Raw genomic sequence first — 14,881 nt, 5'->3', positions numbered from 1 at the left:
TTCGGCCGGTGACGCTGCTCGACATCATCGGCTGGGCCGGATCCGCCCTGCTCGTCTGGTCCCTGCTGCAGAGCCGGCTGCTCCGGCTGCGGGCGCTCAACCTGGCCGGCTGCCTGGTGCTGCTCGGTTTCAACGCGGCCATCCAGGTCTGGCCCATGGTGGGGCTCAACGTCGTGCTGGCCGCGATCAACGTCTGGTACCTGTGGCGGATGCTGTCCACCCGGCACGACGCGGCGACCTATCAGGTGGTCGAGGTGCGTACCGACGACGAGTTTCTGGCGCACACGCTGCGGCTGCATCACGACGACATCGTCCGGTTCAACCCGCAGTTCACCTGGGACGACGGGACCCGCCGCGACGCCGCCGCGTTCCTGGTGGTCAGCGGCGACGAGGTGGTCGGCGTGGTGGTGTTCCGGACGGTCGGGGACGGGGTGGCGCAGGTGGTCCTGGACTACGTGACCCAGCGGTACCGGGACTTCACACCGGGCGAGTTCGTGTACCGGCAGAGCAGGTACTTCTCGGGTCGCGGCTGCCGCACCGTGATCACGCCGCCGGGGATGCGGGCGCCCTACTACGACAGGCTGGGGTTCCGGCGCGACGGTGACGCGTACGTGCTGACGCTCTGATCCGGCGACGGGCGGGCGCTGCGCAGCACGCTGATGCCGAAGGCCAGCAGCCAGTAGCTGAGCAGGGCGCCCAGGCTGGCGGTGGTGCCCCAGCCGTTGGCGGCGTAGAAGTTCGCCGGGTCGTTGCCGAAGAAGATCGATCAGGGCGGCCGCGGTGAGGATGCCGCACAGGCCGGTGACGCGTCGGACGACTGCTTGGTTCATGCCCCCTGGATAGCGACCTGCGGCGTCAGTCCGGCTTCACGCCGGCGGCGACCAGCTCGGCCGCGGTCGCGGACAGGGCGCGGATCGCCGGGGTCTCGCGGGCGGTCAGCCAGACCAGCACGTTGGTCGCGGCGGGCAGACCCCGCAACGGTACGTACGTCACCTCCGGATGCCGGTAGTAGGTGCTGAACGACGCCACCGTCGGGTGCACGATCTCCCCGCGCGCGACCAGTTGCAGCACGTCGCTGGTGGTGGCGATGCTCGGCCCGCGCCGGATCGGCTGCCCGGACGGCGTGGTGGCCGGCCAGTACTCGGCGTACACCCGCTCGGGGATGCCGGAACGTTCGATCACCACCTCGCCGGCCAGGTCCTCCAGCGTCGCCCAGCCACGGTCGAGCAGCGGATGGCCGGTGCGCACCAGCAGCACCCGCTCGTCGACGCTGAGGGTGGCGCCGATCGTCACGTCGGGCTCGTCGATCGGCAGCCGCTGGCAGAGCACGTCGTAGCGGCCGCGCCGCAGCCGGTCGAAGTCGCCGGGGAACTCCTCGGTGACCTCGACCCGGCATTTCGGGTAGCGCTGCTCGAACTCGCGCAGCACCGCGGTGAAGCGGGGACCGGCCATCGAGTAGGTGGGCACGCCGATGCGCAACAGCCCGTGTACGCCGCCGGCGGTCTCACGGCCGCGGCGTACGGCGAGCCGGAGCTGCTCGACGGCGGGGCGGACGTCGTCGCGGAACTGCTCGCCGAGCGCGGTCAGCGCCACCCGCCGGCTGGTGCGCTCGAACAGCGCCCCGCCGAGCCGGTCCTCCAGCCCGCGCACGATCTGGCTGACCCGGCTCTGGGTGAGGTAGAGCCGTTTCGCCGTACGCCCGAAGTGGAGCTCCTCGGCCAGCACGAGGAACGTCTCCAGCTCCCGCATCTCCACGGCTTCGAAGGTAGTGGATCCATGAGCGAAGCTCATCGGTGGTGTGCCGGATCCGGCGTTGTTCCAAGCCCTCGGACAGGCCGACGATCGGCGGTGTCAACCAGCCGGAAGGGGCACGTGATGGCGATCGCCGAGATCGCGCTCGGTGACGTACGGGATCTGCGGGTCGATCTGACGGTCATGCCGATGGCCACGGTGTTGTCGCTGGCCGGCGACGTCGCCGGCACCTCGCAGGGCGTGCCGCCACCGTGGCGGCAGGTGGTGCGCTCGGGCCTGCCGTCGCACGGGCTGGAGACGCTCACCCCGCTGTTCGGCTCCGGGCCACCAAACATCCCGCATTGCCTGGGACCGTCGGTGTCGGTGCGGGACACCGACTTTGACGCGCACCTGGACCAGATCATCGAGACCGCCGGCGCCCATCTGACCGAACAGGTCGAGGAACTGCACGGCGCGGCGCCGCCGGCCGCGTGGCGTTCGGTGCTGCGCCGGCCGGCGAAATGGCTCGACGGTTACGCCGCGACGCTGCGATCCACCTGGCGCAGTTTCCAGCCGGTGTGGCGGCGCGCCACCACGCTGATCGACCGGGAGACCACCCGGATCGGGGTGGCGTCGGTGCGCGGCGGCTTCGACATGGTGCTCGCCGACCTCAACCCGCGCTGGCGCTACCGCGATCAGACGCTGTCCATCCCGATCCGGCAGGCGGAATGGTTCGACCTGGCCGGCCGGCGGCTGGTGCTGACGCCGACGGTGTCGGGGGCCGGCGCATCCATCTTCGACCCGGACCTGCCCGACCAGATCTGGCTCGGCTATCCGGTGCCCGGCCTGGACTCGCTGTGGCGGCCCGGCCGGCCGATCGAGCAGCGCGACGCGCTGGAACTGCTGGTCGGGCCGGTGCGGGCACGCCTGCTGCGGGCCGCCCACGTGCCGGTGCCGATGCGCACGCTCGCCGAGGCCGCGGGCTGCGCGCCGAACGTCGCCACCTACCACTGCGCGCAACTCGTCGACGCCGGTCTGCTGACTCGCCGGCAGCGTGGCCGTCACGTGTACGTCGGGCGTACCGATCGCGGGCATGCGGTTGTCGATCTGCTGTCCTGACACTTCGAGGATCGCCGAATCGTTTGGCTGCCGCGCCGGCCCGTTCCTACTGTCACCGTCCGGGGGGGACGGCATGCGATACAGGGTTCTCGGTCCCGTGCTCGTCGAGGACGAGCGCGGGACCCGGCCGGTGAGCGGCGGCAAGGTGCGCACGGTCCTGGCGGCGCTGCTGCTGCACGCCAACCGGGAGCTGTCGGTGACGCAGCTGGCCGACCGGATGTGGCACCGCGAGCCGCCGGCGTCACCGCGCCGGGCGGTGCAGACCAACATCGTCCGGTTGCGCCAGGAACTGCCCTGGCCGGGCGCGATCGTCACCGGCTCGACCGGGTACGTGCTGCGGGTCGCTCCCGGCGAACTCGACCTGCACGTGTTCGACCAGCTGATCGCCGAGGCGGCCACGGCCGGCTCACCGGAGCACGAGCGGCGGCTACTGCACCGGGCCCTGGAGTTGTGGCGGGACCAGCCGTGCGCCGATGTCGCCTCGCCGGTGCTGCACGACCTGGACGTGGCGCCGCTGCAGGAGCGGCGGCTGCTCGCTCTGGAACGGCGCATTGCGATCGACATGCGGCTCGGCCGGCTTGACGGGCTGGTCACCGAGCTGCACGGGCTGACCGCCGAGCATCCGTTCCGGGAACGGTTCTGGGCGCAGCTGCTGACCGCGCTGTATCGGCAGGGACGGCAGGCCGAGGCGCTCGGCGCGTACCACACGGTGTCGCACCGGCTGATCGGCGAACTCGGTGTCGAACCCGGCAGCGAGCTGCGCGAACTGCACCAGCGGATGCTGCGCGGCGACGCCCTGGCCCCGGCCGGCCGGGTGACCGTCGCCGCCGCGGCCAGCGTGCCGGCCGTTCCCGCGCACACCGTCGGGCACGGCGCCGAGCTGGCCGCGCTCGACAAGCACCTCGGCGACGCGGACCCGGACACGGCCGCGATCGCGGTGATCGACGGCCCGGCCGGGATCGGCAAGTCGGCGCTGGCGGCGCGGTGGCTGCACGCCCACGCCGAGGCCTTCCCGGACGGCATGTTCCATCTGGACCTGAACGGGTTCGCCGACGGGCCCCCGCTCGAGCCGGCCCAAGCGCTGGCCGCGCTGCTCGGCGAGGCCGGTGCCACCGGGCTGCCCGACGGGGTGCCGGCCCGGGCCCGGCTGTGGCGGTCGCTGACCGCTCGCCGCCGGATCGCGGTGCTGCTGGACAACGCGGCCGACGCCGATCAGGTACGCCCACTGCTGCCCGGACCCGGCAGCACGGTCCTGGTCACCAGCCGTGACCAGTTGCGTGCCCTGGTCGGGCTCGACGGCGCGGACCGGGTCACCGTCGGCCGGCTGGACCACGACGAGTCCGTGGCGGTCCTCAGCGCCTGCGCCGGGCGTGACCTGGCAGCGCAGGAGCACCAGGCGCGGCAGCTGGCCGACCTGTGCGACCGCAATCCGCTGGCCCTGCGCCTGCTCGCCGAACGGATCGCCCGGCTGCCGGACGTGCCGCTGCGGTCCTGGGTGCAGGACCTGCACGACGCGGCCGGCCGGATCGCCGCGATCGACGACGGCGCCGCCCGGCACCTGCACCGGCGGCTGTCCTGGTCGTACCGGCGGCTCGACCCGTCCACCGCCGCCCTGGCCCGCCGCCTCGGCGACCGCTGTTTCACGGTCGCCGACGCCGCGCAGCCGGCCCACTCGTCCCGGCACACCGCGCGCCGCCACCTGGACCGGCTCGTCGCCGTCCACCTGGTGGAGCAGCTCGACTACGACCGGTTCCGGCTGCACCCGCTCGCCGCGCTCTACGGGCGGCACCACGGACCGGTCGCGGTCGGCTCGGAGTGGGGTGAGCGGGCCTGCTGACCTCAGCGCCCCGGACGAGGACGTGGACACCCGCCGCCTCGCCGCTGCCCGATGCCGACGAGGCGCGCGCCACCACGCTCGGGCTGCGCGCGGCCCGGCTGGTGGTCGACACCATCACGGTGACCACCTGCGGGGTGGCGTTCGTGTACGTGCAGCAGTCCGCCACACCGACGGCCGGGAAGGTGCTGGCGGCGCCGCTGCTGGTCGCCGTCGCGGTGCTGCACCTGTGGTTCACCCGCAGTGGACGGGCCCTCGGCGACCGCCGGGTGCGGGCGGTGCTCACGGCGCAGGCGGTGCTGACGGTCGTCCCGATCGTTTGGTACGGCCCGTCCTGGACGGCCATGCCCGGGCTGTGCATGGCCGCGCTGCTCGTGGTCGGCGGCTGGTGGGCGATCCCGGTGACGGTCGTGGTGATCGCTGCGAGCATATCCACCTACGCGCAGCTCACCGGCACCCTCGCGCCCTATCCGCTGCTCGTGTCGGCGGTGTCGGCGGCGGTGTTCCTGCTGCAGGCGTACGGGTTGACCCGCCTCGGCCGGCTCGTCGGCGAACTGCGCCGCACCCGCCGGGCACTGGCCGAGGTGGCGGTGTGGGCGGAACGGACCCGGCTGGCGGACGACCTGCGCGGCCTGCTGCCGAGCAGCCTCACGCTGGTCGCCCGCAAGGCGGAGACGGCGCGCCGGCTCGTGACCGACCGGCCCGAGGCGGCGGGGCGTGAACTCGACGAGATGGTGGTGATCGCGCGCCGGGGACTGGCGGGGATGCGCGGGCTGGCCCGTGACTACCGGGTGGACGGCCCGCCGCCGGTGCTCGACGAGGTTCCGTGGCGGACAGTGCGGTTCGCGACCTGGCTGTTGCGGGCTGTCGTCGGGTTGTGGTTCGTCGCGTGGGTGCTGTCCGCCGTCGACCGGGCCGGGGTGTCGGTGGCTGCGGCGGTCGCGGTCGGCTGCGGGGTGGTCTGCGCGGTGCTGCAGCTGGGCTATCTCAGCCGGGTCACGCCACCGTCCGCGCCGTGGAGTTACGTGGCGTTGGGTGTGCAGTCGGGCGCGGTGCTCGTACCCCTGATGGTTTTCGGTCTGTGGGGTCTGAACCCCCGCGGCGTGCTCGCCGGATCCTGCCTGCTGGTGCTGCGGCCGCTGCCGGCGGTGACCTGCTTCGGGATGATCATGGTGCTGGACACGGTGCTGCGGCTGCGGATGTCGCCCGATCTCGGGGACGCGGCGAACGGCGTCGCCGGCACGCTCATCGTCGGGCTCGCCACCTTCGGGATGACCCAGAACGTGCGGCTGACCAGCCGGCTGCGCACGCTGCGGCACCGGCTGGCCCGGGAGGCGGCCGGGCAGGAACGCGTCCGGATCGCCCGTGACCTGCACGACCTGCTGGGTCTGGGGATGTCCGCGATCGCGCTGAAGACCGAGGTGGCGGCCCGGCTGGCGAAGCGCGACCCGCAGCGGGCCCGGGCGGAACTCGCGGAGATCGTCGAGGTGTGCCGCAGCGCGCGGGCCGACGTCGACAACGTCGCGGCCGGCCGGCGCGACCTGTCGTGGCCGGACGAACTGCGCGCAGCCGAGGCCACGCTGACCGGCGCCGGCCTGCAGGTCCGGGTGCAGGCCGCCGACGAGCCGCCGGAACGGGTGCGGGCGCTGCTGGCCGTGGTGCTGCGCGAGGGCGTGACCAACGTGCTCCGGCACGGCGCCGCGACGCACTGCGAGATCACCCTGTCCGGCGCCACGCTGACCATCGTCAACGATCTCGCCGCGACCGCCGATCCGGCTTCGCCGCCCGGATCCGGGCTCACCAACCTGCGGGAACGGGTGGCGCGGCTCGGCGGCGAGCTGAGCGCCGCCCCGACCGGCGACGGCCGCTTCGTGCTGCGCATCGCTGTGTAACGCAAGTCCCCGAGTTGCGCGGTGACGTGACGGGCGGCTGGATGGCGAGTAGGTAGGCCAGCCCGTACGCTCCCGCATCCATGCGTATCCAGCCGGTATCGGTGTGGCCCAGCCCAGCCCCGCCTTGATCAGCCCGGCCCCGCCCAGCCCCGCCCGGCCCAGCCCGGCTCGGCCCAGCCCGGCCCAGCCCGGCCCCGCCAAGCCCCGCCCGGCCCCGCCAAGCCCCGCCCGGCCCCGCCCGGCCCCGCCAAGCCCCGCCCGGCCCCGCCCGGTCCGGCCCGCCCGGTCCGGTGGACGATCGGTCAGGCTGCCGGCCGGTTGCGGATCATCGTGGCAACCGTAACTCCCAGCTCGGTGGCTCCAGAGGCCGGTTCGCGGGCGCCGGCTGTGCACTGTGGCTCTCAAAACCGCCGCGAGGCAGCCACCGCTCCCAGCCGGATGCTCGAAAAGCCCGGAAATGCGGGCCCGGCTGTGTTTCATGGCTCGAGCGGGCTCGGCCCTGCCCGGCCCGGTCTGGCTCGGCCCGGCCCGGCTCGGCCCGGCCCGGCCCGGCTCGGCCCGGCTCGGCTCGGCTCGGCTCGGGCATGCGGGCACTGCGCGATAGGGGTGGCAGGCGGCCTCAGATCCAGCCGGCGTCGCGGGCCGTGCGGATCGCGCTGATGCGGTTGCGGGCGCCGGTCTTGGCGATCGCGTTGGACAGGTAGTTGCGCACTGTGGTGGGCGAGAGGAACAGGCGGGCGCCGATGTCGGTGGTGGACAGGCCGTCGGCGGCTGCGCGCAGCACCTCGGCCTCGCGCGGGGTGAGCGGGCTGGCGCCGGTCTCGACGGCGGTGGCGACCAGGTCCGGGTCGATGGCCCGCCGGCCGGCGGCGACCCGGCGGATGCCGTCGAGCAGGTGGTCGGCGGGGGCGTCCTTGATGATGAAACCGCGGACGTGGGCGGACAGCGCCCGCAGCAGGTTGCTGGGCTGGCTGAGGCCGGTGAGCACGACGGTACGCACGCCGGGCAGCCGCTCGTGCAACAGGGCGGCCGCGGTGAGGCCGTCGGCGCCGGGCAGGTCGATGTCGAGCAGCGCCACGTCCGGGCGTGACTCGACCGCCCGGTCCACCACCTCGTCGCCGCGGTCCACCTCGGCGACGACCTGCATGTCCGGCTCCAGCGACAGCAGTGCGACCAGCGCCTTGCGCAGGATCGGCATGTCCTCGGCGATCAGGATGCGGATCATCCGGGTCGCACCGGGACGTCGTTGACCAGCAGCGTCCAGTTCAGGTCGGCGGACGGCTCGATGCTGAGCCGGCAGACCGGGGTGCTGGCCCGGCACAGCAGGTCCACGGTCGCCTCCCGTACCGCCCGGACCAGCAGTTCCTCGGCCCGGCGCGGGATCGAGCCCTCGGCCAGCCGGATCTGCGTGCCGATGCCGGCCGCCTCCAGCAGGGTCGCTGCGCGATCCAGTTCGCGGCGCAGCGACACCGGCCGCGCCGCTGGGGCTACCGCGCGCAGTTCGCGCAGCACGGCCCGGACCACGGCCAGCAGCCCCTCCAGCTCGCGGCGGGCGGCGGCCGGGTTGCGCTCGATGAGCCGTACCGCCAACTCGGCCTTGACCAGCACGGCGGCGAGGACCTGGGCGTAGCGGTCGGACATCGCCCCTCCTCGGCTCGGTGGTGCGGCCAGTCTCGGCGGTCGCGCCGGGCGGGCACCAGGTGCGTTTGTCACCGGCGGACGGCGACAACGGCATCTACGAGGGGAGGGGGTCCCGGCGGCAGATTGATCGGCGACCGCAACAACCGACCCGAAAGGGAACCCACCGTGAACGCCGCCAAGATCTTCGTGAACCTGCCGGTCGCCGACGTCGCCCGCTCCACCTCGTTCTTCACCGCGCTCGGCTTCGCGCCGCGACCCGAGTACAGCAACGACGAGGTGGCCGGCATCGCCATCTGCGACGGCATCAACGCCCTGCTCGTGCAGTGGGAGCTGTTCGGCACCTTCACCAACCGCGCGGTGGCCGATGCCGCGCAGGTCACCGAGGTCGGCCTGGCCCTGGAGGTGGAGAGCCGGGAGCGGGTCGACGAGATCGCCGACGCCGCCATCGCCGCCGGCGCAGAGAAGTACGAGGAGGTCGACGACGAAGTGATGTACAGCCGCGGCTTCTACGACCTGGACGGCCACCTGTGGCACGCGCTGGTCATGAAGGCGCCGGCGTGAAGCCCCCGACGTTCTGGAGAAAGGCGGACCGTTGACCTCGCTTCTGGAGAAACCGGTACGGGAGGACCGGCGGGCCTGGCTGGGCCTGGCCGTGCTCGCGTTGCCGACCTTGCTGCTGTCGGTCGACGTCAGCGTGCTGTACCTGGCGCTGCCACAGCTCAGCGCCGAACTCGGCGCCGACGCCACCCAGCAGTTATGGATTCTGGACATCTACTCGTTCCTGCTCGCCGGGTTCCTGGTCACGATGGGCACCCTCGGCGACCGGATCGGCCGGCGACGGCTGCTGCTGATCGGGGCCGCCGCGTTCGGGGCCGCGTCGGTGATCGCCGCGTACGCGCCCACTCCGGAACTGCTGATCGCCGCGCGGGCACTGCTCGGCGTGGCCGGGGCGACCCTCATGCCGTCGACGATGGCGCTGATCAGGACGCTCTTCCCGGACCCGAAGAAGATGGCCCGGGCGGTGTCGATCTGGTTCGCCTCGTTCATGGGCGGGATGACGCTCGGGCCGCTGGTCGGCGGGGCGCTGCTGGAGCACTTCTGGTGGGGGTCGGCGTTTCTGCTCGGCGTACCCATCATGGTTCTGCTGCTCTTGATCGGGCCGGTGCTGCTGCCGGAGTCCCGCGGCAGCGGGACCGGCCGGCTGGACCTGGCCAGCGTGGCCCTGTCACTGGCGACCATCCTGCCGCTGGTGTACGGCCTGAAGGAGACCGCCCGGCACGGGGTCGAGCCGGTCACCACCCTGGCCGTGCTGGCCGGCATCGTCTGCGGCGTGCTGTTCCTGCGCCGGCAGCGCAGGCTCGCCGAGCCGCTGCTCGACCTGACCCTGTTCCGCAACCCGGCGGTCGGCACCGGGCTCAGCGTCATGCTGCTGACCGGCGTGGTGATGGCCGGCGTCTCGCTGCTGGCAGCGCAGTACCTGCAGGTCAGCCTGGGTCTGTCGCCGCTGGCCGCCGGGTTGTGGCTGATCCCGCAGAACGTGGCCATGGTCGCCGGGCTGTTGCTCGCGCCCAGCCTGGCCCAGCGGTTCCCGCCGTCGCTGGTGATGTGCACCGGGTTGCTGATCTCGGCGGCGGGACTGCTGTTGCACACCGGCGTGGACGGCGCTGACGGGCGTACCCCGCTGGTCCTGGGGTTGAGCGTGGCCTCCTTCGGCATCGCGCTGCCGATGGCGCTGTTGCAGAACCTGGTCCTGGCGGCGGCGCCGCCGGAGAAGGCCGGCTCGGCGGCCTCGCTGTCGGAGACCGGCGCGGAGTTCGGCATCGCGGTCGGGGTGGCCACGCTCGGCAGCCTCGCGGCGGTCATCTACCGCGAGGAACTGATCGGTACGGCGCCGCAGCTCCCGGCCGAAGTGCTGGACACCGCGTCGACCGGGATCGCCGGGGCACAGGCGGCCGCGCAGACCGCCGGACCGGCGCTGTTCGACGCGGCGCGGACCGCGTTCGCCTCCGGCATCCACACCGTCGCGGTGATCGGCACCGTCGTGTACGTGGTGCTGGGCCTGGTCACGCTGGTGGTGCTCCGCCGGCGAGCGAACGACTGATCGCGTGCAGGACACGGTCCGAGTCGCTGCCCGGCTCCGCGTGGAAGACGATCAGCAACTGGTCGTCGTCCTCGGCAGCGCGCAGGACCGTGTCCCGCAGGTGCAGGGTGCCGTAGCGGTCGTGGTCGAGCCGTACCCCGCCGAGCGACCGCTCCCGGACCGGATGCGCGTGCCACAGCCGGGCGAACTCGCTGCTCGCGGTGAGCAGCTCGGTCACGACCGCGCGGACCTGCGGATCGTCCGGGTGCCGGGCCTGCGACGCGCGCAGCCGGCCGACGATGTCGTAGGCGACGGCGTCCCAGTCGGCGAACCGGCTGCGATAGACATCGTCGGTGAACAGCTGGCGGACCCAGTTCACCGCGCCGGAAGCCTCGAACGGCAGGTGATCGGCGAAGACCGCATGGGCCATCCGGTTCCAGGCCAGCACGGTCATCGACCGGCCGAGCACCGCGGCCGGGGCCTCCCGGACGGTACGCAGCACCAGCCGCAGATCCGGATTCACGGTCTCCGGCACGCCGGTGGTCTTCGCCGGCTTCGCCCGGGCCAGTCGGTGCATGTGGGCGCGGTCCTCCTCGTCGAGTTTCAGGGCGTTCGCGACAGCGTCCAGAACGGACGGCGACGCCGCGACGGCTCCCTGCTCGATCCGGGTGTAGTAGGACACGCTGACCCCGGCGAGCAGCGCAAGCTCCTCCCGGCGGATCCCCGGGACCCGCCGCCGGCCGTAGCCCGGCACCGGCAGGCGCTGGGGGTCGAAGGCGGCGCGGCGGCTCCGGAGGAACTCCCCGAGCGCGACATGTCTGCTGCGTGCGGTGGCCATCCTCGCAGGCTACGAAGGTGCGGCGTCAACCCGGCTTCATAACCGTGGCGTGGATACCCATCGCTGAGTGCTGGTTGCCGCCGGCCGCTTCCCGAACGCTGAAGTGCATGAACACATTGGTAACCGCGGCGACCGGCAAGACCGGCCGCCGAGTCCTGGAGCTGCTGCGTCAATGGGGGTACGAGCCCCGCGCCGCCCACCGCGCCGCCGGGTTCGACTGGGACAAGCCGGCGACGTGGCCGGCGTTCCTCACCGGCGCCCGCGCTGTCTACCTCGCCTACGCTCCCGACATCGCCGTGCCCGGCGCGGACGACGTGGTGGCCTCGTTCGCCACGGCGGCCCGCGACCACGGGGCCGAGCGTCTGGTGCTGCTGTCCGGCCGGGGCGAGGAGGCCGCGGCCGTCGCCGAGGAGGCGGCGCGGGCGGTCATGCCGGCCACGACGGTGGTCCGGTGCGCGTTCTTCGCGCAGAACTTCAACGAGGGCGCTCTCGCTGACGCGATCACGCACGGGGAGCTGTCGCTGCCGCGCATCGACGTTCCCGAGCCGCTCGTCGACGCCGACGACGTCGCTGAGGTGGCGGCGCACGCGCTGATCTCGGGTGGGTATGAGGGGCAGACGTACGAGCTGACCGGCCCGTCGCTGCTGACGTTCGCCGAGGCTGTGGCGCTGATCGGCGAGCGGACCGGTCGGCAGGTGCGCACCACCGCGGTGCCGGTCGACGCCTGGCGCACCGAGTTGGCCGCGCAAGGGCTGCCCGGCGAGCTGATCGACCTGCTCGCCTACCTGTTCACCGACCTGCTGGACGGGCGCAACAGCCACCTCACCGACGGAGTGCAGCGCGCCCTGGGCCGGCCGCCGCGCTCGTTCGCCTCCTTCGTCGATCGCGCGTACGCATGAGCGGCACGCTGATGGCCGCGGCCCTGCTGGGGTCCGCGGCCGCCGGAGGGGTGTTCTTCGCGTTCTCGAGTTTCGTGATGCGCGGGCTCACCGACGCGGGCAGCACCAACGCGGTGCCCGCCATGCAGCAGATCAACGTGGCGGCGGTCCGGCCGCCGCTGATGATCCTGTTGTTCGGCACCCTGGTCGTGATGGGCGCCGCAGTCGTGGTCCAGTCCCGGGACACCGGGTGGTCGGCGCCGGCCGTGATCGCGTTCGGCGTCTACCTGGTGGGTGTGGTCGGGGTGACCGCGTTCGGCAACGTGCCGCTGAACAACGAGCTCGCCGCGTTCCAGGCGGGCTCGTCGGTGGACGCGTGGGCGGCGTACGCCCCGGGCTGGACCTGGCTCAACCACGCCCGGACGATCGCGAGCCTGGCCAGCGCGGGCCTGCTCGCCGCCGCCCTGCGGGTGGGCTGACCTCGGGTGCGATACTGCCGCGGTGACCATCAGGACTGTCCAGCTGCGGGCCGTCCTGGCGGTCGCGGCGTGCTGCGCGCTGCTGTGGGCCGGGCACACCAGGTACGGACCGCTGACCGCGCCGCGGCTTCCCGGCACACCGCTCGCCGCGCCGGTGTGGGTGAAGACCGAGCGGCCGGGTCCGGCGACCGTGGTCACCGGCGGCCGGGCGTGGACGACCGAAACCGGCGGCACCTATCTGGGGCTGGCAGAGGCCGGCTCGGACGAGAACCGGCCGTTCGACGGCTCCGGCGCCCCCGGACTGTGGTCCCAGATCTCGCCGGACGGGCGCCGGCTGGCCGACCTGGACGTGGTCGTCGACCTGGCCGATCCCTCCCGTTACGAAGTCTGGGGCGCAGAGAACGACGAGTACCTGAGACCGCAAGCGTGGTCGCCGGACGGCCGGTATGTGGCGATGCTGGCCAACCTGGACCGGACGGTCCTCGGGCAAGACGGCCGGCCGGGCGACCGCGTCCTGCGGGTCATCGACACGCGTACCGGGCGGGCCAGCGGCGACCTGGCGGCCATCCGCTGGCCGCAGTGGCCGATCCTGGGCTGGGCCGTCGCCTTCTCGCCGGACAGCGAGAAGATCGCATTCCAGGACGGCGACCGGATCCGCATCATCGACCTCGACGGGAAGCCGGTGACCGACGTGCCGATCCCGGCCGGCAGCCGGCTGGCTGGGAAGGGCGCCTGGACCCGCGACGGCGACGGCCTGCTCGTCGTGTCCGGCGAACGGTGCGACTGCGGCGCCTACCCGGTCCGGTGGACGCTGCGGACGGTGTCGATCGGGACCGGCGAGGTTTCCGGCGCCGGCTACCAGGTCGACGGCGCCTACGCGGTACGGGTGCTGGGCTGGTGGCGTTCGTCGGGACAGCCGGTCGTCGCCGAGTATCTGCCGGCCGCCGGCACACCGGTCACCTTCTTCACCGAGCCGGACGCCGAGGACGCCCTGGTCGCGATGCGTGACGTCGCGTCGGTGCGGCTGCTGCGGCTGGCTCCGGGCGCGGAGCCTGACATCCTGTTGCAGGCCGCGGCACAATCAATCGATGTGGCCGACTATCTGATCAATCCGATCCCGCCGGGCGGCCGGCCCCTGGCGGACCGCCACCTCGTCGCGGCCATCGGCGGCGCCCTGACACTGATCGCGCTCGGCGTCGGGGCCGTTCCCCGCAGGCGCCGGCGATGAACACCGATCACGTCATGTCCCGCATCGCCGAGGGCGTGGACCTGCACCATCATCGGGGTGAGCGGGACGCCGCGCGCGTTCTGTTCGCGCAGATCTGGGACGACATCGGCGGTGAGCAGGGCGATCCGATGCAGGTCTGCGTCCTCGCGCACTCGATGGCCGACGTGCAGGACGACGTCCACGACGAGCTGATCTGGGACCAGCGGGCGCTGGCGGCGGCCGATCTGCTGGATGACGCGACCGCGGCGGGTCTGTATCCGTCGCTGCACCTGAACCTGTGCGAGTGCTACCGCAAGCTCGGCGACCTCGGCCGGGCCCGTGAGCACCTGGAGCGGGCGCGGGCCGGGATGGGCGCGCTCGGCGACGACGATTACGGGCGGTTGATCAGGGACGGCCTGGCACAGGTGGAACAGCTTCTGGACTAGCGAGGACGCAGAACTCGTGGCCGTCCGGGTCGGTCAGGGAGGTCCACGGGACGTCGCCCTGGCCGAGGTCGAGGTCGGTGGCGCCGAGGGCCCGTAGCCGGGCCACCTCGGCCGCCTTGTCGTCGCCCGGGTAGGGCAGCAGGTCGAGATGGACGCGGTCCGGCACGGTCTTGCGGCCGGGCCGGCGGAGAAATTCGAGGTACGGGCCGGTGGCGCGCAGCGAGGCGAAGTCGTCGTTCACCTCGTGCACGGTCCAGTCCGTCGCCTCACCCCAGAACCGGGCCATGGCCCGCGGGTCGACGCAGTCGACGACCACCGCGGCGATCGGCCCGGTGTCGCGGTAGACCTCGCGGCGCTCCAGCACGCAGAACTCGTTGCCCTCCGGGTCGGCGAGCACCGCCCACGGCACGTCGGCCTGGCCCACGTCGGCGGGCGTCGCCCCGAGAGCCAGCAGCCGTTCGACCAGCTCGGCCTGATGGGCCGGTGACGTGGTAGCGAGGTCGAGATGGGTCCGGTTCTTCGTCGCGGACTTGGGCTCCGGGACGGGGACCACGTCGATGCCGACGAAGACCGGGTCCGGCCAGACGAAGTCGCTGCCGGGCCCGACGTAGGTGGTCTGCCGGCTGTGCACACCCCAGCCGAGCGCCGCCGCCCAGAACCGGCCCACCGCCGCGTGGTCGACAGCCTTGATGTTCACCTGAACCGGTCGCAGCGCCATGCCGGAATCCTACGAAGC

General features: G+C 73.0%; 15 protein-coding genes. 10 read left to right on the top strand and 5 right to left on the bottom strand.

Annotated elements, in window-relative coordinates; translation table 11 throughout:
- The first annotated feature begins 8 nt into the window (after window positions 1–8).
- Complete coding sequence (locus OHA21_RS20265) at window positions 9–626, top strand: hypothetical protein (RefSeq protein WP_328475795.1); 618 nt, start codon at window positions 9–11, stop codon at window positions 624–626.
- 229 nt (window positions 627–855) lie between these two features.
- Here the strand turns inward: OHA21_RS20265 and OHA21_RS20260 are convergent, their stop codons facing one another.
- A complete protein-coding gene (locus OHA21_RS20260; RefSeq protein ID WP_328478471.1) occupies window positions 856–1,749 on the bottom strand; it encodes a LysR family transcriptional regulator in 894 nt (297 codons plus the stop codon).
- 99 nt (window positions 1,750–1,848) lie between these two features.
- Between OHA21_RS20260 and OHA21_RS20255 the strand changes: the two genes are divergently transcribed.
- The 3 genes from OHA21_RS20255 (at window position 1,849) to OHA21_RS20245 (ending at window position 6,576) form a co-directional block, all read left to right on the top strand.
- Window positions 1,849–2,850: an ArsR/SmtB family transcription factor gene (locus OHA21_RS20255; protein ID WP_328475793.1), complete on the top strand. Its 1,002-nt coding sequence runs from the start codon at window positions 1,849–1,851 to the stop codon at window positions 2,848–2,850.
- Window positions 2,851–2,923: 73 nt separating this feature from the next.
- Entirely contained in the window at window positions 2,924–4,687 is a 1,764-nt protein-coding gene (locus tag OHA21_RS20250; protein WP_328475791.1) for an AfsR/SARP family transcriptional regulator, read from the top strand.
- A 101-nt stretch (window positions 4,688–4,788) separates the two neighbouring features.
- Window positions 4,789–6,576: a sensor histidine kinase gene (locus OHA21_RS20245; protein WP_328475789.1), complete on the top strand. Its 1,788-nt coding sequence runs from the start codon at window positions 4,789–4,791 to the stop codon at window positions 6,574–6,576.
- A gap of 619 nt (window positions 6,577–7,195) precedes the next feature.
- Here the strand turns inward: OHA21_RS20245 and OHA21_RS20240 are convergent.
- Both OHA21_RS20240 and OHA21_RS20235 read right to left on the bottom strand, forming a co-directional pair.
- Window positions 7,196–7,801 (bottom strand): response regulator transcription factor, encoded by a 606-nt coding sequence (locus OHA21_RS20240; protein ID WP_328475787.1) that lies wholly within the window; start codon window positions 7,799–7,801, stop codon window positions 7,196–7,198.
- Window positions 7,798–8,217, bottom strand: coding sequence for a histidine kinase (locus OHA21_RS20235; protein WP_328475785.1), 420 nt, complete (start codon window positions 8,215–8,217; stop codon window positions 7,798–7,800). The genes OHA21_RS20240 and OHA21_RS20235 overlap by 4 nt, the downstream gene beginning before the upstream one ends.
- A gap of 165 nt (window positions 8,218–8,382) precedes the next feature.
- Here OHA21_RS20235 and OHA21_RS20230 point away from each other — a divergent pair, with 165 nt between their 5' ends.
- Together OHA21_RS20230 and OHA21_RS20225 are read left to right on the top strand one after the other, a co-directional pair.
- Complete coding sequence (locus OHA21_RS20230; RefSeq protein WP_328475783.1) at window positions 8,383–8,778, top strand: VOC family protein; 396 nt, start codon at window positions 8,383–8,385, stop codon at window positions 8,776–8,778.
- A 31-nt stretch (window positions 8,779–8,809) separates the two neighbouring features.
- Window positions 8,810–10,318, top strand: coding sequence for an MFS transporter (locus OHA21_RS20225; RefSeq protein ID WP_328475781.1), 1,509 nt, complete (start codon window positions 8,810–8,812; stop codon window positions 10,316–10,318).
- On the opposite strand, the gene OHA21_RS20220 is transcribed toward OHA21_RS20225, so the two are convergent.
- Complete coding sequence (locus OHA21_RS20220) at window positions 10,281–11,135, bottom strand: helix-turn-helix domain-containing protein (RefSeq protein WP_328475779.1); 855 nt, start codon at window positions 11,133–11,135, stop codon at window positions 10,281–10,283. The genes OHA21_RS20225 and OHA21_RS20220 overlap by 38 nt on opposite strands.
- A gap of 107 nt (window positions 11,136–11,242) precedes the next feature.
- On the opposite strand from OHA21_RS20220, the gene OHA21_RS20215 reads away from it, so the two are divergent.
- The 4 genes from OHA21_RS20215 to OHA21_RS20200 are packed head-to-tail and all read left to right on the top strand — an operon-like array spanning window position 11,243 to window position 14,145.
- Window positions 11,243–12,034, top strand: coding sequence for an NmrA family transcriptional regulator (locus OHA21_RS20215; protein ID WP_328475777.1), 792 nt, complete (start codon window positions 11,243–11,245; stop codon window positions 12,032–12,034).
- Window positions 12,031–12,492, top strand: coding sequence for an anthrone oxygenase family protein (locus OHA21_RS20210; RefSeq protein WP_328475775.1), 462 nt, complete (start codon window positions 12,031–12,033; stop codon window positions 12,490–12,492). The genes OHA21_RS20215 and OHA21_RS20210 overlap by 4 nt, the downstream gene beginning before the upstream one ends.
- 22 nt (window positions 12,493–12,514) lie before the next feature.
- On the top strand, window positions 12,515–13,720 hold the full coding sequence (locus OHA21_RS20205; protein WP_328475773.1) for a hypothetical protein: 1,206 nt from the start codon (window positions 12,515–12,517) through the stop codon (window positions 13,718–13,720).
- Window positions 13,717–14,145 (top strand): hypothetical protein, encoded by a 429-nt coding sequence (locus OHA21_RS20200; RefSeq protein ID WP_328475771.1) that lies wholly within the window; start codon window positions 13,717–13,719, stop codon window positions 14,143–14,145. Before OHA21_RS20205 ends, OHA21_RS20200 begins: the two co-directional genes overlap by 4 nt.
- Here the strand turns inward: OHA21_RS20200 and OHA21_RS20195 are convergent.
- Window positions 14,105–14,863: a VOC family protein gene (locus OHA21_RS20195; RefSeq protein WP_328475769.1), complete on the bottom strand. Its 759-nt coding sequence runs from the start codon at window positions 14,861–14,863 to the stop codon at window positions 14,105–14,107. The genes OHA21_RS20200 and OHA21_RS20195 overlap by 41 nt on opposite strands.
- Window positions 14,864–14,881: the final 18 nt, after the last annotated feature.

The sequence above is a fragment of the Actinoplanes sp. NBC_00393 genome (assembly GCF_036053395.1).
GTDB lineage: Bacteria > Actinomycetota > Actinomycetes > Mycobacteriales > Micromonosporaceae > Actinoplanes.
Note: the sequence above shows the minus strand (reverse complement) of the source record. Positions and strands in the feature narration are given on the sequence as shown.